General features: G+C 64.8%; 16 protein-coding genes. 15 read left to right on the top strand and 1 reads right to left on the bottom strand.

The features are described from left to right. Window positions 1-117: 117 nt before the first annotated feature. The 9 genes from IB274_RS25575 (at window position 118) to pgi (ending at window position 11,391) form a co-directional block, all read left to right on the top strand. Window positions 118-294, top strand: a complete 177-nt coding sequence (locus IB274_RS25575; protein WP_015478907.1) for a hypothetical protein — start codon at window positions 118-120, stop codon at window positions 292-294. Then, window positions 278-3,229, top strand: a complete 2,952-nt coding sequence (locus tag IB274_RS25570) for a sensor histidine kinase (protein ID WP_192435613.1) — start codon at window positions 278-280, stop codon at window positions 3,227-3,229. The genes IB274_RS25575 and IB274_RS25570 overlap by 17 nt, the downstream gene beginning before the upstream one ends. A gap of 26 nt (window positions 3,230-3,255) precedes the next feature. Next, entirely contained in the window at window positions 3,256-4,692 is a 1,437-nt protein-coding gene (locus tag IB274_RS25565; RefSeq protein WP_192435612.1) for a sigma-54-dependent transcriptional regulator, read from the top strand. Between the two features lie 762 nt (window positions 4,693-5,454). Then, entirely contained in the window at window positions 5,455-6,867 is a 1,413-nt protein-coding gene (locus IB274_RS25560; protein WP_192435611.1) for a polynucleotide adenylyltransferase PcnB, read from the top strand. Continuing rightward, the gene (gene folK / locus IB274_RS25555; RefSeq protein WP_192435610.1) at window positions 6,864-7,349 is read left to right on the top strand and encodes a 2-amino-4-hydroxy-6-hydroxymethyldihydropteridine diphosphokinase; all 486 of its coding nucleotides are present in this window, start codon (window positions 6,864-6,866) and stop codon (window positions 7,347-7,349) included. The genes IB274_RS25560 and folK overlap by 4 nt, the downstream gene beginning before the upstream one ends. A gap of 141 nt (window positions 7,350-7,490) precedes the next feature. Beyond that, a complete protein-coding gene (gene panB, locus IB274_RS25550) occupies window positions 7,491-8,288 on the top strand; it encodes a 3-methyl-2-oxobutanoate hydroxymethyltransferase (RefSeq protein ID WP_192435609.1) in 798 nt (265 codons plus the stop codon). After that, window positions 8,288-9,139, top strand: a complete 852-nt coding sequence (panC, locus tag IB274_RS25545) for a pantoate--beta-alanine ligase (RefSeq protein WP_192435608.1) — start codon at window positions 8,288-8,290, stop codon at window positions 9,137-9,139. Before panB ends, panC begins: the two co-directional genes overlap by 1 nt. Window positions 9,140-9,261: 122 nt before the next feature. Beyond that, the gene (panD, locus tag IB274_RS25540) at window positions 9,262-9,642 is read left to right on the top strand and encodes an aspartate 1-decarboxylase (RefSeq protein WP_045216800.1); all 381 of its coding nucleotides are present in this window, start codon (window positions 9,262-9,264) and stop codon (window positions 9,640-9,642) included. A gap of 84 nt (window positions 9,643-9,726) precedes the next feature. After that, window positions 9,727-11,391, top strand: a complete 1,665-nt coding sequence (pgi, locus tag IB274_RS25535) for a glucose-6-phosphate isomerase (protein WP_192435607.1) — start codon at window positions 9,727-9,729, stop codon at window positions 11,389-11,391. Window positions 11,392-11,437: 46 nt separating this feature from the next. Here pgi and IB274_RS25530 read toward each other — a convergent pair whose 3' ends face one another. Further along, window positions 11,438-12,412 (bottom strand): GlxA family transcriptional regulator, encoded by a 975-nt coding sequence (locus IB274_RS25530; RefSeq protein ID WP_192435606.1) that lies wholly within the window; start codon window positions 12,410-12,412, stop codon window positions 11,438-11,440. Between the two features lie 100 nt (window positions 12,413-12,512). On the opposite strand from IB274_RS25530, the gene IB274_RS25525 reads away from it, so the two are divergent. From IB274_RS25525 to IB274_RS25500, 6 genes are all read left to right on the top strand, one after another. Then, window positions 12,513-13,604, top strand: coding sequence for a DJ-1/PfpI family protein (locus IB274_RS25525; RefSeq protein WP_192435605.1), 1,092 nt, complete (start codon window positions 12,513-12,515; stop codon window positions 13,602-13,604). A 61-nt stretch (window positions 13,605-13,665) separates the two neighbouring features. Continuing rightward, on the top strand, window positions 13,666-15,603 hold the full coding sequence (gene acs / locus IB274_RS25520) for an acetate--CoA ligase (RefSeq protein ID WP_192435604.1): 1,938 nt from the start codon (window positions 13,666-13,668) through the stop codon (window positions 15,601-15,603). 82 nt (window positions 15,604-15,685) lie between these two features. Continuing rightward, complete coding sequence (locus tag IB274_RS25515) at window positions 15,686-16,564, top strand: oxygenase MpaB family protein (RefSeq protein ID WP_192435603.1); 879 nt, start codon at window positions 15,686-15,688, stop codon at window positions 16,562-16,564. A gap of 98 nt (window positions 16,565-16,662) precedes the next feature. Beyond that, window positions 16,663-17,841: an acetyl-CoA C-acetyltransferase gene (locus IB274_RS25510; protein ID WP_192435602.1), complete on the top strand. Its 1,179-nt coding sequence runs from the start codon at window positions 16,663-16,665 to the stop codon at window positions 17,839-17,841. Between the two features lie 191 nt (window positions 17,842-18,032). After that, window positions 18,033-18,647: a response regulator transcription factor gene (locus tag IB274_RS25505; protein ID WP_192435601.1), complete on the top strand. Its 615-nt coding sequence runs from the start codon at window positions 18,033-18,035 to the stop codon at window positions 18,645-18,647. A 100-nt stretch (window positions 18,648-18,747) separates the two neighbouring features. Next, window positions 18,748-21,876: a DUF748 domain-containing protein gene (locus IB274_RS25500; RefSeq protein ID WP_192435600.1), complete on the top strand. Its 3,129-nt coding sequence runs from the start codon at window positions 18,748-18,750 to the stop codon at window positions 21,874-21,876. The last annotated feature ends 3 nt before the right edge of the window (window positions 21,877-21,879 follow it).

Below are 21,879 nucleotides of genomic sequence, written 5' to 3'. Positions count from 1 at the left end.
GGCCTGTTCGCGAGCAAGCTCGCTCCTACAAGGGCTCCCCGGTGCCGGCAACGGCCGCCGGCTTGCCGGCGACTGTGCGCACAGGTAGCCTGCCCGCCGAACCAAGAGAGAGACGACATGTACATCTACCGACTGGTGTTGCTTCTGGTCGTGGGCATCTACCTGTTCTCACCGGCCATCATGGACTGGTGGATCGATCCCCACGGCGCCTGGTACCGCCCGTATCTGCTGTGGCTGATCCTGATCGTCGTCACCTTCATCCTGCAGAGCCAGCGCGATGCTGACGAGCTTTAGCCTCACCCAGCTGATCCTGATCAGCGCCTCCTACCTGATGGTCCTCTTCGGTGTCGCCTGGATCACCGAGCGCGGTTTCATTCCGCGCCGGCTGGTGCGCCATCCGCTGATCTACACCCTGTCGCTGGGCGTATACGCCAGCGCCTGGGCCTTCTATGGCACGGTCGGGCTGGCCTACCAGTACGGCTACGGCTTCCTGGCGATCTACCTGGGCGTCTCCGGCGCCTTCCTGCTAGCGCCGGTGCTGCTCTATCCGATCCTGCGGATCACGCGGGCCTACCAGCTGTCGTCGCTGGCCGACCTGTTCGCCTTCCGCTTCCGCAGCACCTGGGCCGGCGCGCTGACCACGCTGTTCATGCTGATCGGCGTGCTGCCAATGCTGGCGCTGCAGATCCAGGCGGTGACCGACTCGATCAGCATCCTCACCCGTGAATCCGAGCCCAACCGCGCGGCGCTGGCGTTCTGTGCGCTGATCACGCTGTTCGCCATCCTCTTCGGCGCGCGTCACATCGCCACCCGCGAGCGTCATGAAGGGCTGGTGATGGCCATCGCCTTCGAGTCGCTGGTGAAGCTGGTGGCGCTCTGCTCCATCGGCCTGTTCGCCCTCTATGGCGTGTTCGGCGGGCCGGACGGCCTGGAAGTCTGGCTGCTGCAGAACCAGGAAGCCCTGAGCACCCTGCACACGCCGCTCGCCGAAGGGCCGTGGCGCACGCTGCTGCTGGTGTTCTTCGCCTCAGCCATCGTCATGCCGCACATGTTCCACATGACCTTCACCGAGAACCTCAACCCGCGCGCGCTGCTCAGCGCCAGCTGGGGCCTGCCGCTGTTCCTGCTGCCGATGAGCCTGGCGGTGCCGCCGATCCTCTGGGCCGGCCTGCACCTGGGCGCCTCGACCAACCCGGAATACTTCACCCTCGGCCTGGGCATCTCGGTGGACAGCCCGGCCCTGGCGCTGACCGCCTTCGTCGGCGGCATCTCCGCCGCCAGCGGCCTGATCATCGTGATGACCCTGGCGCTCTCGGGCATGGTGCTCAACCACCTGGTGCTGCCGCTCTACCAGCCGCCAGCCGAAGGCAACATCTACCGCTGGCTGAAGTGGACCCGCCGCGCACTGATCGCCGCGATCATCATGGCCGGCTATGCCTTCTACCTGCTGCTGGGCGCGGAGCAGGACCTGTCCAACCTGGGCATCGTTTCCTTCGTCGCCACCCTGCAGTTTCTCCCCGGCGCGCTAGCCGTGCTCTACTGGCCGACCGCCAACCGCCGCGGCTTCATCGCAGGACTCGTGGCGGGGATGCTGGTGTGGGGCGCGACCATGCTCACCCCGCTGGTAGCGAACATGCAGAGCATCTATCTGCCGCTGTTCAACTCGCTCTATGTACTCGACGACACTACCTGGCACCTCGCCGCGCTCGCTTCGCTGGCCGCCAACGTGCTGGTGTTCACCCTGGTCTCGCTGTTCACCGAAGCCAGCGATGAAGAGAAAGGCGCCGCCGAGGCCTGCGCCGTGGACAACGTACGCCGCCCGCAGCGCCGCGAACTGATCGCCGTTTCCCCGCAGGAGTTCGCCAGCCAGTTGGCCAAGCCACTGGGCGCGAAAACCGCCCAGCGCGAAGTGGAGCAGGCCCTGCGCGACTTGCACCTGCCCTTCGACGAACGCCGCCCCTACGCCCTGCGCCGCCTGCGAGACCGCATCGAAGCGAACCTCTCAGGCCTCATGGGCCCGAGCGTGGCACAGGACATGGTGGAAACCTTCCTGCCCTACAAGGCCAGCAGCGAAGCCTACGTCACCGAAGACATCCACTTCATCGAGAGCCGCCTGGAGGACTACCACTCCCGGCTAACTGGCCTCGCTGCCGAACTCGACACCCTGCGCCGCTACCACCGCCAGACCCTGCAGGACTTGCCAATGGGCGTGTGCTCGCTGGCCAAGGACCAGGAAATCCTCATGTGGAACCGCGCCATCGAGGACCTCACCGGGGTCAGCGCGCAGCGCGTGGTCGGCTCGCGCCTGGCCGCCCTGCCCGATCCATGGCGCGGCCTGCTGGAAGGCTTCATCGACGCGCCGGACGAACACCTGCACAAGCAGCGCCTGACCATCGAGGGCCAGACCCGCTGGCTGAACCTGCACAAGGCGGCCATCGAGGAACCCCTCGCGCCCGGTAACAGTGGCCTGGTACTGCTGGTCGAAGACCTCACCGAAACCCAGTCCCTGGAAGACAAGCTGATCCACTCCGAGCGCCTGGCCTCCATCGGCCGCCTCGCCGCCGGCGTGGCCCACGAGATCGGCAACCCCATCACCGGCATCGCCTGCCTGGCGCAGAACCTGCGGGAAGAACGCGAAGGCGATGGCGAGCTGACCGAGATCAGCGGGCAGATCCTCGAACAGACCAAGCGAGTGTCGCGCATCGTGCAGTCGCTGATGAGCTTCGCCCACGCCGGCGGCAAGCAGGTCGCGGCCGAGCCGGTATGCCTGGCGGACGTCGCCCAGGAAGCCATCGGCCTGCTGTCGCTGAACAAGCGCAGCATCGACGTGCAGTTCTTCAACCTGTGCGATCCGGAACACTGGGTGGAAGGCGACTCCCAGCGCCTGGCCCAGGTGCTGATCAACCTGCTGTCCAACGCCCGCGACGCCTCCCCGCCCAATGGCGCGATCCGCGTGCGCACAGAAGCTTCCGAGCAGACCATCGACCTGATCGTCGAGGACGAAGGCAGCGGCATACCCAAGTCGATCATCGACCGCCTGTTCGAGCCGTTCTTCACCACCAAGGACCCGGGCAAAGGAACCGGCCTGGGCCTCGCACTGGTCTATTCGATCGTGGAAGAGCATTATGGGCAAATCACCATAGACAGCCCGGCTGACCCCGAACGCGAATGCGGAACCCGCATCAGCGTCACCTTGCCGCGGCATCCTGGCCCGACGGCCGAGCAGTAAACGAGCACGTCGAGAGAGCTGAATACATGGCACATATCCTCATCGTCGAAGACGAAACCATCATCCGTTCCGCCCTGCGACGATTGCTCGAGCGCAACCAGTACCAGGTCAGCGAAGCTGGCTCGGTGCAGGAGGCGCAGGAGCGCTACAGCATTCCGTCGTTCGACATGATCGTCAGCGACCTGCGCCTGCCCGGCGCACCCGGCACCGAACTGATCAAGCTGGCCCAGGGCACTCCGGTGCTGATCATGACCAGCTACGCCAGCCTGCGCTCGGCAGTGGACTCGATGAAGATGGGCGCGGTGGATTACATCGCCAAGCCGTTCGACCACGACGAGATGCTCCAGGCTGTGGCGCGCATCCTCAAGGATCGCCAGGAGAGCCGTAACGCTCCCGCCGAAGCCCGCGGTAACGCCAAGGCCGCCGACCGTAGCAGCGGTAACACCGCCCCCGCGGACGGCGAGATCGGCATCATCGGTTCCTGCGCCCCCATGCAGGAGCTCTACACCAAGATCCGCAAGGTAGCGCCCACCGACTCCAATGTGCTGATCCAGGGTGAGTCCGGTACCGGCAAGGAACTGGTCGCCCGCGCTCTGCACAACCTATCCAAGCGCACCAAGGCGCCGCTGATCTCGGTGAACTGCGCGGCGATCCCGGAAACCCTGATCGAATCCGAACTGTTCGGCCATGAGAAAGGTGCGTTTACCGGTGCCAGCGCCGGCCGTGCGGGCCTGGTGGAAGCGGCCGACGGCGGCACCCTGTTCCTCGACGAGATCGGCGAACTACCGCTCGAGGCCCAGGCACGCCTACTGCGCGTGCTGCAGGAAGGCGAGATTCGTCGGGTCGGCTCGGTACAGTCGCAGAAGGTCGACGTGCGCCTGATCGCCGCCACCCACCGTGACCTGAAGATGCTGGCCAAGACCGGCCAGTTCCGCGAAGACCTCTATTACCGCCTGCACGTCATCTCGCTGAAGCTCCCGCCTCTGCGCGAGCGCGGCCCCGACGTGATGGAAATCGCCCGCTCCTTCCTGGCGCGCCAGTGCTCCCAGATGGGGCGCCCGGCGCTGACCTTCTCCCACGAAGCCGAACAGGCCATCCGTCACTACCCGTGGCCGGGTAACGTGCGCGAGCTGGAGAACGCCATCGAGCGCGCGGTGATCCTCAGCGAAGGCCAGGAAATCCCGGCGGACCTGCTGGGCATTGACATCGAGCTGGATGATCTGGACGACGACTTCGGCGATGACGGCGACCTGCGCCCCACCAACGGCAGCGCCAGCAACCACGAGCCCACCGAGGACCTTTCGCTGGAGGACTACTTCCAGCACTTCGTCCTCGAGCACCAGGACCACATGACCGAGACCGAGCTGGCGCGCAAGCTGGGTATCAGCCGCAAATGCCTGTGGGAACGCCGCCAGCGCCTGGGCATCCCGCGCCGCAAATCCGGCGCATCGGCTGACTCGTAAGAGGTCTCACACTGTTACCGGAGACAAGCTCCGTAACAAAAGCCGGGTTCATCGGTAACGGGAACCCGGCTTTTTTGTGCCTACCGCCTGGGGGAGAATCCTCGCAAACCCTTGAAAAATAAGGATTCGCAAAAGTTGGCACGGCATCTGCTTTGTTATTGGCACAACAACAATAACAAGCACGACCACTCACAATAAGAACAAGACGAAACGACTCCAGCACAACAAAAACAAGATCGCGGAGGCGCAGCTAACTGATTCTTTTGGAGAAGGGTAGCCGTCGGGACCAGTCCCGCAACCAGTCAAGAAGAATAAAACTGTCTTGAGACAGCACGCAAAACTGGTTGGATCGAAAGATCATTGCTCACTCAGCGACCAAAGCAATCCGTTTGCTATTGAACACCTTCCAAGTGTGGAAGGTTCCCCGAAGCAGGTAGCTTTGAGGGTCGGGTCTACAAACAAAAACAACAAGCCCGGTAATCATAATAAAAACAAAGCACGCACCTATTTGGGGGGGAGCCTCGGCTCCCCCAGTAGCTTTCGCTACACCCCCCGCTCTCTCCCCGCAAGTCCCTTTCCTCAGTTTTCTTCATCATCCCATCCCACGATGCTAGAATCGCCGCGGCGCAGACGGCATTCGATTTGCTGCCATTTGTTTCAAGGCAGCGGCAGACACCCGCTATCCTCCAGGAAACGCCGTAATCAGGCGGCTTGCCGAGACCTGCGTATGCCATCCACACACCTATTCCCGATAGTGCACACATGCTGAAAAAGCTGATCCAGTCCATCCGATCCCCACTGCGCCGTCCGCGCGCTGTCCGCACCACTCCGGAAGTCGTTGGCAATCATCAGCACTCGCTGCGGCGGGAACAGTTCAGCAGGAACGCGGTGAACGTCGTGGAGCGCCTGACCAAGGCCGGCTACCAGGCGTATATCGTCGGCGGTGGCGTACGTGACCCGCTGCTGGGTATTCCGCCCAAGGACTTCGACGTGGCCACCAGCGCCACGCCCGAGCAGGTGCGTGCCGAATTCCGCAATGCGCGGGTGATCGGGCGCCGCTTCAAACTGGTCCACGTCCATTTCGGCCGCGAGATCATCGAGGTTGCCACCTTCCGCGCCAACCATCCGGTCAGCGAAGATGACGAGGACGCCAATAACGCCCACGCCTCCCGCAACGAGGCCGGCCGTATTCTGCGTGACAACGTCTACGGCACTCTGGAAGACGACGCTCAGCGCCGCGACTTCACCATCAACGCCCTGTACTTCGACGTCACCGGCGAGCGCATCCTCGACTACGCCCACGGCGTGCGCGACATCCGCAACCGCCTGATCCGTCTGATCGGCGATCCGGAGCAGCGTTACCTCGAGGACCCGGTGCGTATGCTGCGGGCCGTGCGCTTCGCCGCCAAGCTGGACTTCGAGATCGAGAAGCACAGTGCCGCGCCGATCCGCCGCCTGGCGCCGCTGCTCAATGAGATCCCGTCGGCGCGCCTGTTTGACGAAATCCTCAAGCTGTTCCTCAGCGGCAAGGCCGAACGCACCTTTGAGTTGCTCAACGAGTACGAGCTGTTCGCCCCGCTGTTCCCGGCGAGCGCCAAGGCGCTGAAGGACGACCCCGAGTACGCCGGCAAACTGATGCGCCAGGCCCTGGCCAACACCGACGAGCGCATCCGCCTGGGCAAGCCGGTCACCCCGGCCTTCCTGTTCGCCGCGCTACTCTGGCCGGCCCTGCCCGCCCGCGTGCTGAAGCTGCAGGACCGAGGCATGCCGCCGATCCCGGCGATGCAGGAAGCCGCCCATGAGCTGATCCTCGAGCAGTGCCGCCGCACTGCAGTGCCCAAGCGCTTCACTATCCCGATCCGCGAGATCTGGGACATGCAGGAGCGCCTGCCGCGCCGCCAGGGCAAGAAGGCCGACCTGCTGCTGGAAAACCCGCGTTTCCGCGCCGGCTACGATTTCCTGCTGCTGCGCGAGAGCGCTGGCGAGGAAACCGGTGGCCTCGGCGACTGGTGGACCGACTACCAGGAAGCCAGCGACGGTGAACGCCGCGGCATGATCCGCAATCTGGCCAGCCAGCAGGAAGAAGGCGGCAGCCCCGCACCGCGCAAGCGTCGCCGTGGCGGCAGCAATCGCCGTCGTCGCGGGCCGCGCACCGAAAGCGCCAGCAGCGAATGAGCGAACGGGTGTACATCGGACTCGGCAGCAACCTCGCCGAGCCGCGCCAGCAGTTGGAAGCCGCTCTGAAGGCGCTGGAGCAGGTCCCCGCTACCAAGGTGGCGGTAGTCTCCCCGCTCTACGCCAGCGACCCGCTGGGCCCGCCAGACCAGCCACGCTACGTCAATGCTGTGGCCGCTCTGGATACCGACCTGGAGCCCCTCGCGCTGCTCGACGCCCTGCAGACCATCGAGCTGGAGCAGGGCCGCGTGCGCAAGGACGAGCGCTGGGGGCCGCGTACCCTCGACCTCGATATCCTGCTGTTCGGCGAGCGCCTGATCGACGAGCCGCGCCTGACCGTACCGCACTACCACATGCACGCCCGCGCCTTCGTGCTCTACCCGCTGGCGGACCTAGCTCCGCAGCTGCGTTTCCCCGACGGGCGCACCCTCCCCGAGCTGCTCGCCGCCTGTCCGTTCAGCGGCCTTGAGCGCCTGTCCTGAGGCATGCTGCGCCCCAGGCGTAGGGCGCACTGGCAGTAACGCCGTAACAGTCCGGTAACACCTGCAATTGACTTAGCCTTTTTCGATCCGGACTATAGGGCCCCGTTTGCCCCTGCCCGGCGCAGAACCGAGGACACTTTCATGCCTGATGTCACCCTGACCACCCTGCAAGGTCTCAAGCAACGCGGCGAAAAGATCGCGATGCTGACCTCCTACGATGCCACTTTCGCCCACACCGCCAGCCTGGCCGGTGCCGAAATGCTGCTGATCGGTGACTCCCTGGGTATGGTGCTGCAAGGTCACGACAGCACGCTGCCGGTGACCGTCGAGGACATGGCCTACCACACCGCCGCCGTGAAACGCGGTAACAAGGGCGCGCTGATCGTCACCGATCTGCCGTTCGAATCCGGCACCTCGCTGGACCAGCTGCTGCGCGACTCGGTGAAAGTGATGCAGGCCGGCGCCCACATGGTCAAGCTCGAAGGCGGCGCCTGGCTCGCCGAGCCGATCAACCGCCTGGCCCAGATAGGAATCCCGGTGTGTGCGCACCTGGGCCTCACCCCGCAGGCCGTCAACCTGTTCGGCGGTTTCAAAGTCCAGGGCCGCCAGGAAAACCAGGCACGCCAGCTGCGCGCAGACGCCATCGCCCTGGAGCAGGCCGGCGCCGCCGCGCTGCTGCTGGAGTGCGTGCCGTCCGCCCTGGCGCAGGAAATCACCGAAGCCGTGAAGATCCCAGTCATCGGCATCGGTGCTGGCGCCGGGACCGACGGCCAGGTGCTGGTGATGCACGACATGCTCGGCCTGTCTCTGTCCGGCCGTTCGCCGAAGTTCGTGAAGAACTTCCTCGAAGGCCAGCCCGACATCCAGTCCGCCTTCGCCGCCTATGTAAAGGCAGTCAAGGACGGCACCTTCCCTGGCCCGGAGCACGGTTTCGCCTGATGAATACAGTCAAGACAGTCCGCGAGCTGCGCGCCGCCGTGGCGCGTGCCCGTAGCGAAGGCAAGCGCATCGCGCTGGTGCCGACCATGGGCAACCTGCACGCAGGCCACGCCGCGCTGGTGACCAAGGCCAGCCAGCGCGCCGACTTCGTGGTGGCGAGCATCTTCGTCAACCCGCTGCAGTTCGGCCCCAGCGAAGACCTGGACAAGTACCCGCGCACCCTGGTCGCGGACCAGGAGAAACTGCTCAACGCCGGCTGCCACCTGCTGTTCGCCCCCACTGTCGAGGAGATGTATCCCGACGGCATGGAAGGCCAGACCAAACTGCATGTCACCGGAGTCTCCGAGGGCCTGTGCGGCGGCAGCCGTCCGGGTCACTTCGATGGTGTCGCCACGGTGGTCTGCAAGCTGTTCAACATGGTCCAGCCCGACATGGCGCTATTTGGCGAGAAGGATTTCCAGCAGTTGGCGGTGATCCGCAAGCTGGTGCGCGACCTGAACCTGCCGATCCAGATCTTTGGCGAGCCCACCGTGCGCGCCGAGGACGGCCTCGCCCTGTCATCGCGCAACGGCTACCTCACTGAGGAACAGCGCGCCATCGCGCCTGTCCTGCAGCGCACCCTGAAGCACCTTGCCGAGCGTATCCGCCAGGGCGAGCGCGACTTCCCCGCGCTACTGTCCGAGGGCAGCCAACAGATCGAAGCGGCCGGCCTGCGTATCGACTACCTTGAGGCCCGCGAGTCCGCCAGCCTGCGCCCGGCCACCGCGCAAGACCATCAGTTGGTGATTCTGGTTGCCGCCTTCCTAGGCACCACCCGGCTGATCGACAACCTCGCCTTCCACATCGACTGATTCCCCGCCCGACGCCCGAATTTTCGCCTCGAAGCCGCGCCAGTCGCTGCCTTGAGCGACTTCGGGTGCTCGGGCATACTCGCCCCGCTCTCCTCGACCAGAAGAAAAACAGGAGCCCCGCCATGCAGAGCATCATGCTCAAAGCCAAACTGCACCGCGCCGAAGTCACCCACGCTGTGCTCGACTATGAAGGCTCCTGCGCCATCGACGGCGAATGGCTGGATCTCGCCGGCATCCGCGAGTACGAGCAGATCCAGATCTATAACGTCGACAATGGCGAACGCTTCACCACCTATGCCATCCGTGGCGAGGAAGGTTCGCGGATGATTTCCGTCAACGGCGCCGCCGCCCACAAGGCCAAGGTGGGTGACCGAGTGATCATCTGCGCGTACGCTCAGTTCAGCGACGCCGAGCTGGAAGGCTACAAGCCGCGCATGCTGTACATGGCGCCCGGCAACGAACTCAGCCATACCAGCAACGCTATCCCGGTTCAGCTCGCCTGAGCCGCGGGGAAGGCTCGGAACCAACGGGCCCTCCCCAGTTCCAAAGCCTCGTTCAAACACGCACGTCTTACCCGAAGGTACGTCATGGAACACCACCTCACCCCGCTGGATGCCACCAAACTGGCAAGCTGGCAGGAATTGGCCGCCCACCGCCAGGATCTGCAGAACTTCACCATGCGCGAGGCATTCGCCGAGGATCCGGAGCGCTTCAAGCGTTTCTCCCTTAGCGCCTGTGGCCTGTTCCTCGACTTTTCGAAGAACCTGATCCGCCAGGACACCCTCGACCTGCTGGTGAAGCTCGCCGAGGAAGCCAAGCTGGGCGAGGCCATCGGGTCGATGTTCCGTGGCGAGGTGATCAACGCCTCCGAACGCCGCCCGGTGCTGCACACCGCGCTGCGCCGCCCCATCGGCGACAAGGTGATGGTCGATGGCGTTGACGTGATGCCCGAGGTGCACCGTGTTCTGCACCAGATGACCGAACTGGTCGCTGCCGTGCACAACGGCCTGTGGCGCGGCTACACGGAGAAGCCGATCACCGACGTGGTGAACATCGGCATCGGTGGTTCCTTCCTCGGCCCGCAACTGGTCTCCGAGGCGCTGCTACCCTTCGCCCAGAAAGGCGTGCGTTGCCACTACCTGGCGAACATCGACGGCAGCGAATTCCGCGAGATGACCGCCAAGCTCAACGCCGAGACCACGCTGTTCATCGTCTCGTCGAAGTCCTTCGGCACCCTGGAAACCCTGAAGAATGCCCAGGCCGCCCGTGCCTGGTACCTGGCCCAGGGTGGCAGCGAGGCGGAGCTGTATCGCCACTTCATCGCCGTTTCCAGCAACAAGGAAGCCGCCTCGGCCTTCGGCATCCGCCCGGAGAACGTCTTCCCGATGTGGGACTGGGTCGGTGGTCGCTACTCGCTGTGGTCGGCCATCGGCCTGCCGATCGCCATGTCGGTGGGTATCAACAACTTCAAGGAGCTGCTGTCCGGCGCCTACAGCATGGACCAGCACTTCCTGACCTCGCCGTTCGAGAAGAACATCCCGGTGCTGCTGGGCCTGCTGGGCGTCTGGTACGGCGACTTCTGGGGCGCGCGCAGCCACGCGATCCTTCCCTACGACTACTACCTGCGGAACATCACCGACCACCTGCAGCAGTTGGACATGGAGTCAAACGGCAAGAGCGTGCGCCAGGACGGCACACCGGTATCCGCCGGCACCGGCCCGGTGATCTGGGGCGGCGTGGGGTGTAACGGCCAGCACGCGTATCACCAGTTGCTGCACCAGGGCACCCACCTGATCCCGGCAGATTTCATCGTCCCGGTGTCCAGCTACAACCCAGTCGCCGATCACCACCAGTGGCTGTACGCCAACTGCCTGTCGCAGAGCCAGGCGCTGATGGTCGGCAAGAGCCGCGCCGAGGCCGAGGCCGAGCTGCGCGCCAAGGGGGTCGACGAGGCCGAAGTGCAACGCCTGGCGCCGCACAAGGTGATCCCGGGCAACCGCCCGAGCAACACCCTGGTGCTGGAGCGCATCAGCGCCCGCCGCCTGGGCGCGCTGATCGCCATGTACGAGCACAAGGTGTACGTACAGAGCATCCTCTGGGGCATCAATGCCTTCGACCAGTGGGGCGTGGAGCTGGGCAAGGAGCTGGGCAAGGCCGTCTACGGCCGCCTGGTCGGCAGCGAGGAAAGCGCCGCCGAGGATGGTTCCACCCAAGGCCTGATCGACTTCTTCCGCGGCCGTCACCGCGGCTGATGGCGAAACGGACGGGTGCGTACCCTGCGCATCCGTCCGCCTCCTGCTAGCGGCAGAATCGCTGCCGAAACTCCCCGGGTGTCACGCCCAGCGCCTGCACGAAGGCGCGCCGCAAGTTGTACTCGTTGCCAAAACCTGCGTGCTGCGCCACGCGCTTGAGCGACGACTCGCCCGCCTCTAACAACTGGCTGGCCTTTTCCAGACGCAACTCCAGCAACAGCTTCGCGGGAGTCATACCCATCTCCGCTTGGCAATGCCGATGCAGGGTGCGCACTGATACGGCCATCTGCGCGGCCATCCCCTCGACATCGAGGGCTTCCGCCAGCCGTTCACGCAGCCACTCCACCAAGCGCTCCATCTGCCCGCCCGGCGGCGCCTGCTGCGCCAGCAGTTCGGCGCTGAACTGACGCTGGCCGCCAGGTCGACGCAGGTACATCACCAACCCACGGGCAACCCGCAGCGACAGGTCACGGCCATGGTCCTCCTCCACCAGGCTCAGGCACAGGTCTATCCCGGCCGTCACACCGGCGGAGCTGTAGAACTTCTCGTCACGGACGAACAGCGAGTCGTGCATGACCCGCAAGCGAGGAAACAGCCGCTGAAGCAGTTCGGCGTATCGCCAGTGGGTAACTGCCGGGCGCTCCTCCAGCAGCCCGGCCTGCGCCAGCAGAAAGGCCCCGGTGCACACTGAACCGCAGCGCGCGGCGTGGGTTGCGGCCTGTGCCAGCCATCGCGCTACTTCACCGTTCTGAAGGGCCGCCTGCACCCCATGGCCGCCCGCCACCAGCACAGTGCAGCCGGCCGCCTGCTGCGGCTCCGGCAGAGCCCTGGTCGCCACTTCCAGTCCAGTGCTGGAGCGAACCAACCCACCATCGGGCGATATCGCCTCGAGCAGGTAGGCGGGGCGCGCAGCGGCGGGCAGGTGCTCATCCACTGCGGCGAACACATCGGCCGGCCCGGTGGCATCGAGCAATTGGAAGTCCGGGAAGATCAGCAGCAGAACGCGGTGAGGGGCATTCATCGGGGAGAATTCCTGGCGGCGATTGACAGATTTTCATCTATCAGCGTCAGAACTGACAGACTTATCGCCGGCAGGATGGAAATCCCACCCGGAGACATTTATGGACACTTTCCTGCTATTCCTCATCCTGCTGCTCTGCACCCACGCCGCGCAGGCTGACGACGAGGCGCTTGCGCCCTATCAAGCGCGCTTCGGCCGTGAGCGCCCAGTCATCGCCGTCATCGCACAGAACCACATGACCGAACTCGCGGACTATGTCGTCCCTCTCGGCGTACTGCGCCGCTCGGGCGCAGCGCAAGTGCTCGCCCTCGCGACGGAGCCCGGTCCGGTGCAACTGATGCCTGCCCTGCGACTTCAGCCGCAGGACACGCTGGAGGCATTTGCGCAACGTTATCCACAGGGTGCCGACTACCTGATAGTGCCCGCCGTGCATGACAGCAAAGACCCCGCCTTGCTGGCTTTCGTCCAGGCTCAGGCGGCGCAGGGCGCGACCATCGTCGGCATCTGCGATGGCGTCCTGGTGCTGGGCAACGCGGGGCTGTTGCATGGCCGACGCGCCACCGGCCATTGGTACTCGCGCAAGCAACGCCTCGAGGATTACCCCGATGCGGACTGGGAGGAAAATCGCCGCTATGTAGCGGACGATAAAGTGATCACCACCTCCGGTGTTACCGCTGCGCTACCGCTGTCGCTTGCACTGGTGGAGGCCATCGCCGGCAAACCCAGGGCCGCGAGGCTCGCTCGGGAGTTCGGCGTGCAGGACTGGTCGCCACGGCACGACAGCCAGCGCTTCAACCTCGGCGCCAGCGGCTACCTGACCGCCGCCGGCAACTACCTCGCCCTCTGGAACCACGAGGTTTTCAGCGTCCCACTGGAGCAGGGCTTCGATGAAGTCAGCCTGGCGCTGGCCGTGGACGCCTGGGCGCGGACCTTCCGAACAGAAGTACGGGGCAGCGCCGCACAACCCGCCAGCAGTGCCGGTGGACTACTGTTCCTGCCGGACTCGCCTGCCGACCACCCAGCATTGCCAGGACTCGGCGCCACGGCGATCCCGACGCTCGACAGCACGCTCGATGCGATAGCCCGGCGCTACGGCGAATCGACCCGGCGCCTGGTCGCCGCCCAGCAGGAATACGCCTCCTCTGAACGATCCGGCGCGATGGCGCGTCGAAACAACATGGACAACCCTTGAACCCGCCTGGCCTTGGATGCACCCTTGGGGCATCTCGGCTCAACAACAACAAGGATTCCCCATGTACGAGATCAGCCTTCACCCCGTGCCGGAGGCCGTACGCAAGCGTGCCTACCTCGACAATGACGCGTACCAGCGCCTCTACAAGCAATCGGTAGACGACCCGGAAGCCTTCTGGGGCGAGCAGGCCAAGGCGTTCCTCGACTGGTTCAAGCCCTGGCACTCGGTACACCATGGCGATCTGTCGAAGGGCCAGGCCACCTGGTTCAAGGGCGGCCAGCTCAACGTCACCTATAACTGCATCGATCGCCACCTGGAGCAGCGCGCCGAGCAGGTCGCGATCATCTGGGAAGGCGACAACCCCAGCGAATCCGCCAACATCACCTACCGCAAGCTGCACAGCCATGTCTGCCGCCTGGCCAACGTGCTCAAGAGCCGCGGCGTAGGGAAAGGCGACCGGGTCTGCATCTACATGCCGATGATTCCCGAGGCGGCCTACGCCATGCTCGCCTGCGCGCGGATCGGCGCGATCCACTCGGTGGTGTTCGGCGGCTTCTCCCCGGATGCCCTGCGTGACCGCATCAACGATGCCGACTGCCGGACCGTAATCACCGCCGACGAAGGCGTGCGCGGCGGCAAATACGTCCCGCTGAAGAAGAACGTGGAAAAGGCCCTGGCCGATTGCCCGAACGTTTCCACCGTGGTGGTGGTCGAGCGCACCCAGGGCGAGATCCCGTGGGTCGAAGGCCGTGACATCTGGTACCACGAGGCGCTGCGCGAAGTCAGCGAGGACTGCGCACCCGAGCCAATGGACTCCGAGGACCCGCTGTTCATCCTCTACACCTCCGGCTCCACCGGAAAACCCAAGGGTGTACTGCACACCACCGGCGGCTACTTGCTCGGCGCGGCAATGACCCACAAGTACGTGTTCGACTACCACGACGGCGACATCTACTGGTGCACGGCGGATGTGGGCTGGGTCACCGGCCACAGCTACATCGTCTACGGCCCGCTGGCCAACGGCGCCACCACCCTGATGTTCGAGGGTGTGCCGAACTATCCTGACGCCTCGCGCTTCTGGCAGGTGATCGACAAACACCAGGTGAACATCTTCTACACCGCGCCGACCGCAATCCGCGCCCTGATGCGCGAGGGCGAAGCCCCGGTGCAGAAGACCGACCGCAGCAGTCTGCGCCTGCTTGGCTCGGTGGGCGAGCCAATCAACCCGGAAGCCTGGGAATGGTACTTCAACGTCGTGGGCGAGAAGCGCTGCCCTATCGTCGATACCTGGTGGCAGACCGAGACCGGCAGCATCCTGATCACCCCACTGCCCGGCGCCACCGACCTCAAGCCGGGCTCTGCCACCCGTCCCTTCTTCGGTGTGCAACCGGTACTGCTGGATGAACAGGGCAAGGAAATCGACGGCCCCGCCTCCGGCGTCCTGGCGATCAAAGCGAGTTGGCCGAGCCAGATCCGCAGTGTCTACGGCGACCACCAGCGGATGATCGATACCTACTTCAAGCCCTACCCCGGCTACTACTTCACTGGCGACGGCGCGCGCCGCGACGAGGATGGCTACTACTGGATCACCGGCCGCGTGGACGATGTGATCAACGTTTCCGGCCACCGCATCGGCACCGCCGAGGTGGAGAGTGCACTGGTACTGCACGACTCGGTCGCCGAGGCCGCCGTCGTCGGTTATCCGCACGACCTCAAGGGCCAGGGCATCTACGCCTTCGTCACCGCCATGAACGGCATCGAGCCAAGCGACGCGCTCAAGCAGGAGCTGCTGGCCCTGGTGAGCAAGGAGATCGGCAGCTTCGCCAAGCCGGAAATGCTGCAATGGGCACCGGGCCTGCCCAAGACTCGTTCGGGCAAGATCATGCGGCGCATCCTGCGCAAGATCGCCTGCAACGAACTGGAAAACCTGGGCGACACCTCGACCCTGGCCGACCCCGGCGTGGTCCAGGGGCTGATCGACAATCGCCTGAACCGTTGATGTGCGCTACAGGCCGCGGGCGCAAAGATGCTAGGTTTAGACAACAGACCTGTCGTCCTTGCCCCGAGGCCTGTCCGCCGCAATGGAAACCGTCCGCCGTCATATCGAAAGCCAGGTACTCAGCCTGACCGGCCTCGCCCTGGGCGGGGTCGACTTCGAGTCGCCCCAGGGCGACCCCGGCCTGTTCGGGCCGGACTCCGTGAGCTGGAGAGTCCACGGTGACTTCAGCTCGATGCTCATCGGCGGCATCAGCGCCCTGCTCCTGCAGATGCTGCACCCGGCCGCCCTCGGCGGCGTCTGGGACCATTCCAACTTCCGCGCCGACATGCTCGGCCGCCTGCGCCGCACCGGGCAGTTCATCTCCGCCACCACCTACGGCTCGCGCGGTGACGCCGAGAAGCTGATCGAACGTGTGCGGCGCATCCATGACAACGTGCACGGCACGCTCCCCGACGGCACATCCTACGCGGCCAGCGACCCGGACCTGCTGACCTGGGTGCACGTCGCCGAAGTCAGCTGCTTCCTCGCCTCGCACCTGCGCTACCTGAACCCGGACCTTTCCGGCGAAGAGCAGGATCGTTACTACGATGAGATAGCCCTCATCGCCGAGCGTCTCGGCGCACGGGATGTACCACGCTCCCGCGCGGAAGTAGCCGCCTACCTGCAACGCATGCGACCGCAGCTTCGCTACGACGAACGCACCCGCGAGGTGGTCAGTGTCCTGTTCAACGCCCCCGCCCCGAGCTTCCTCGCCAAGCCCTTCGGCATGCTGATGATGCGTGCCGGCATCGACCTGCTGCCGGACTGGGCGACCGATCAGCTCGGTCTCAGCCTGGGCAGCCTGCAACGGCAGCTGATCCGCTCCAGCGTGAGGCGCAGCGTGCCATTGCTGCGCTGGGCCGTACGCAATGGCTCGCTGCACCGCGCACGCCGCCGCATGGGTTTACCACCTCTGCGCTGAAGCGTGACCACCCGGTTCGGAGGGTGGTGAGCCGGCGGCGGGCATGCAACCATGACCGTTCGCTGCGGCCTCGCCGCTTCCGACAGAGGATTCGTGTCATGCAAGAAGTCGTCATCGTCGCTGCCACCCGTACCGCCATCGGCAGCTTCCAGGGTTCGCTTTCCGCACTGCCGGCCCATGAATTGGGCGCTGCAGTCATTCGCAGCCTGCTGCAACAGACCGGCCTGGACCCTGCCCGGGTCGACGAGGTGATCCTCGGCCAGACCCTGACCGCCGGCGCCGGCCAAAACCCGGCACGCCAGGCCTCCATCGCCGCCGGCCTGCCCAACAGCGTACCGGCGATGACGGTGAACAAGGTCTGCGGCTCCGGCCTCAAGGCACTGCACCTGGCCGCCCAGGCGATCCGCTGTGGCGACGCCCAGGTCATCATTGCCGGTGGCCAGGAAAGCATGAGCCTCGCCCCCTATCTCATGCCCGGCGCCCGCACCGGCCTGCGCATGGGCCACGCCAAGCTGATCGACAGCATGATCCAGGACGGCCTGTGGGACGCCTTCAACGACTATCACATGGGCATCACCGCTGAGAACCTGGTGGAGAAGTACGGCATCAGCCGCGAGGAGCAGGACGCCTTCGCCGCCGAGTCCCAGCGAAAGGCGACCGCGGCCATCGAAGCAGGCCGCTTCAAGGCCGAGATCACTCCCATCGAGATTCCCCAGCGCAAGGGCGAACCGCTGCGCTTCGACACCGACGAGCAGCCACGCGCCGGCACTACAGCCGAGTCCCTGGCCAAGCTCAAGCCGGCGTTCAAGAAGGACGGCAGCGTGACCGCCGGCAACGCTTCGACCCTCAATGACGGCGCCGCCGCCGTCCTGCTGATGAGCACTGCCAAGGCCGCCGAACTGGGTCTGCCGGTATTGGCCCGCATCGCCGCCTACGCGAACGCGGGTGTCGATCCGGCCATCATGGGCATCGGCCCGGTCTCGGCCACCCGCCGCTGCCTGGAGAAAGCCGGCTGGCAGCTTGCCGACCTGGACCTGATCGAAGCCAACGAGGCGTTCGCCGCCCAGGCACTGTCGGTTGGCAAGGAGTTGGGGTGGGATGCTGCAAAGGTGAATGTGAACGGCGGTGCCATTGCCCTTGGTCACCCCATCGGCGCATCGGGCTGCCGCGTGCTCGTCACCCTGTTACACGAGATGCTGCGCCGCGATGCGAAAAAAGGCCTCGCGACGCTCTGTATCGGCGGAGGGCAGGGTGTGGCGCTGGCTCTGCAGCGGTAACACCCGCTGGCTTGCTGAGCAGAATTCACTCTGCCCAGCAAGTCTCCGCGCACGCTGGGAGGGCCACCCCCCGCCAACTTGATTCCCCGCATACTTTCAGTCCTACACATAGGAATATTCCGTAGGTGCTTGAACAACTGGTCTATCTTCAAGATCAATGCGCGCAATTATTCGGACTCAGGGAGTCAGTTATGAAGAAGCGTGTGGTGCTGATCGAAGACCACCCCGCAATGCGTTTGGCGATCCGCTCGTTGCTGGAGCAGGATCCGCAGTTCGAAGTGGTCCGTGAAGCGTCCGATGGCCACGGCGGGCTGGATGCCGTACGCAAGGAACGCCCCGATCTGGTGATACTCGATCTCAACCTGCCCGGCATGGACGGCCTCGACCTGCTGGCGCGCATCCATATCTTCGACGAGAACATTCGCCTGCTGGTATTGAGCTCGCAGGATGAACGCCTGTACTCCAGCAAGGTCGAAGCGGCCGGCGCGCATGGATTCGTCAGCAAGAACAAGGACACCAGCGCCATCCTCAACGCGGCGCGCATGCTGGTTTCGGGCTATCGCTGCTTCCCGGAAAAGGCCCTGAGCATCGACAAGAATACCGACCCGGTGGCTAGCCTCACGCCGCGGGAACTGGTCGTGCTGCGCAGCCTGGTGAGAGGCATGAGCAACAAGGACATCGCCGAGGAACTGTTCCTCAGTCAGAAGACTGTCAGCACTTACAAGACGCGCATTCTGGAGAAGCTGAACCTGGAAAGCCTCGTGGGCCTGGTCGAATTCGCCCGCACCCATCGCCTGAATGACTGACCGACATCACTGAAAACCGCGTCCGAAGGCGGCTATCGAATCGAAGAATCACAGCCGTGCCATACTCCTGTAGCACGTCACGACGGAAACGACTCTCGCCATGCCCAAAGGATTGAAACGCGCCTTCGGCGCGGTAGTGCTGTTGGCCCTCTTCTATTGCCTGCTGGGTTTTCTCATCCTGCCCGGCGTTGGACTGCGGATAGCCAACCAGCAACTGGCCCACTACTCGACCGTTCCGGCGCGCCTGGAGCGCATCGAGTTCAACCCGTTCAGCCTTGAACTCACCCTCTGGGGCCTGCATCTGGGTGCCGATGGACAGGAGCAGGTGCGCTTCAGGCGCCTTTACGCCAACCTCGAACTCGACAGCCTGTGGAAGCGCAGGCTGCACCTCGCCGACGTCGAACTGGACGCACCGCACACCGAACTGCTGTTCGCCGAGAACGGCACGCTGAACCTGAGCAGACTGTTCAAGCTGCCGCCCAGTGCGCCGGCCCCGGCCCAGGAAGAGCCCAGCGATCCCTTCCCCCTGCGCATCGACCGCATCCGCCTCGCCGAAGGCAGCCTGCATTTCCTCGACCGCCGCCCCAGCGAGCCAGTGGAGTTCGTCTTCGACCCAATGGGCTTCGAGCTGCACAACCTCAGCACCCTGCCTGAGGACGGCGCCGAAATGACCCTGGTCGCCACCGGCCCCCACGGCGGCAAGCTCGACTGGAAGGGTGACTTGAGCATCGTGCCCTTCACTTCCAAGGGCAGCTTCACCCTCGACGGCGTGCCGCTGAAGGCCTGGTGGCCCTACGTGCGAGACAATGCACCGCTGAACCTGAACAACGGCATCCTGAGCGCGGCCTCCGACTACCACCTGGATCTTTCGAAGGGGACGCAACTCCTGCTGGACAAGGCCGCCATCAAGCTGCGTGACCTGGACCTCAGTTCCCCCGAAGGCAAACCACTGGCCAAGCTTGCCACCCTGGATGTCGCCGAAACCACCCTGGACCTCGTCAAGCAGGAAGTGGTGGTCGGCCAGATCCGCAGCCAAGGACTGGAAGCCTGGGCGGCGCGGGAGAAGGACGGCCAGCTGGACTGGCAGAAGCTCTTCGCCAACTTCAAACCCTACAAGCGCCCCGAGGAACCCTCGCCGCAAGCGCAGGCCGCTCCCAAGCCAGCGCCTGCCAGCGAGGCGGTAGCTGCAGCCGGCGAGGAGCAGAAGGCGCCGACCGACCAACCGCAAACCCAGCCCAGCGCTGCCGCCACAACAGCCCAGACCGAGCCAGCCAAACCGGCCGTACCGTCCCAGCCAGAAACCAACCCAGGAGCCAAGCCCGTCGCGGTTGACAAGCCTGCACAGGCAACCGAGCAGACCAGACCGACCGAGCCGCCGAAGCCATGGCATGTGGTTTTGCGCGACACCCAACTGCGCGGCTACAAGGCTCACCTGGCCGATCGCGCGCCGGGCAAACCGGTGGCCCTGGAAATCGGCCCGCTGGACCTGGATCTGCAGAACGTCGACAGCGGCCTGACCTCGCCACTGCAGCTCAAGCTCAAGACCGGTCTCGGCCCGCGCGGTCAGATCGAAGCCAGTGGCCAGGTCATCCCCAGTCCGGTCAGCGCCAAGCTTAAGGTTTCGACCCGCGACATCGACCTGCGCGTTGCCCAAGCCTACATCGACCCGTTCATTCGCCTGGAACTGCGCAGCGGCCTGCTGTCCAGCGACCTGAACGTTGACCTGAAGAGCACCGAACCGCTGGCTTTCAGCGTCACCGGAAGCGCCCAGGTCACCCAGTTGCACACCCTGGATACTCTCAAGAGCCGCGACTTCGTCAAATGGACCAAGCTGACCCTCGACGGCCTGGCCTACAAGCATGGCGACAGCCTGGTGATCCAGACCGTCTCACTGGAAGAGCCCTACGCACGCTTCATCATCAACGAGGATCGCAGCACCAACGTCAGCGAGCTGATTATCCCGCAGCCAGAGTCCAGCTCGTCGTCGGCGAGCAAGGGCAGCGCCTCGGGCAGCAACAGCAAGCCGCTGGGCATCCGTATCGGTGGCGTGAAGATCAACAACGGTTCGGCCAACTTCGCCGACCTGACCCTGCGCCCGGACTTCGCCACGGCCATCCAGCAACTGGCCGGCGAGATCGGCACAATCGACAACCGCAATCCGGCACCCGCCTCGGTAGACGTGAAAGGCAAGGTCGACAAGTACGCGCCGGTCACCATCAAGGGCAGCCTAAACCCGTTCTCGCCGCTGGAGAAACTGGACATCGCCACCAGCTTCAAGCGTGTCGAACTGACCACCCTGACGCCTTACTCCGGCAAGTTCGCCGGCTACCGCATCCGCAAGGGCCGGCTGAATCTGGATCTGCATTACCAGATCACCCAGGGCAAGCTCAAAGCCGACAACAAGGTGCTGGTGGAACACCTCCAGCTGGGCGAGAAGGTCGACAGCCCGGACGCAGTGGACCTGCCGGTGAAACTGGCGATCGCCCTGCTCAAGGACGCCAACGGCAACATCGACATCCAATTGCCGGTGGAAGGCGACCTGAACAACCCGCAGTTCAGCGTCATGCCCATCGTCTGGCAAACCCTGCGCAACCTGGTCGTTCGCGCGGTGCAAGCCCCGTTCAACTTTATCGCCGGCCTGGCCAGTGGCGGTGGCGGGCCGGACCTGAGCAACGTGGTGTTCGCCCCCGGCTCCAGCGAGTTGGACACCAGCGCCCAGGGCAATCTCGACAAGCTGGCCGAAGCCCTCAAGCAGCGTCCGGCGCTGAAGCTGGAAGTCGAAGGCGTCGCCGCGGCCGCCAGCGATGGCCCGCTACTGGCCGACAAGCGCCTGAAGCAGGAATACCAGAAGAACTACTACAGCATGTTGCAGCGCCGCGGCGACAAGGTACCCAGCGACGCGAGCCAGTTGGAAGTGCCGGAAGACCTGCAGCCGGTCCTGCTCGAAGGCGTTTACCGCGCGCGCCTGAAGAAGCAACCGCCAGCGGAATGGCAGGACCTGAGCAAGGACGAGCGTTCGGCAAAGATGCGCCAGGCCGTGCTCGATTCCTGGAGCGACAGCCAGTTGCTGCTGCGCAAGCTCGGTCAGGAGCGCGCAACCCAGATCAAGGACTACCTGGTCGCCAAGGGTGGCCTGGGTGACGACCGCATCTACCTCATCGACGTCAGCTTCGGCGAAGCGGAGAATGGTGGCAGTGTGGCCACCCAGCTTCACCTTGATAGCGAATAAGGA

This window comes from Pseudomonas sp. PDM18 (assembly GCF_014852585.1).
Classification (GTDB): domain Bacteria; phylum Pseudomonadota; class Gammaproteobacteria; order Pseudomonadales; family Pseudomonadaceae; genus Pseudomonas.
Note: the sequence above shows the minus strand (reverse complement) of the source record. Positions and strands in the feature narration are given on the sequence as shown.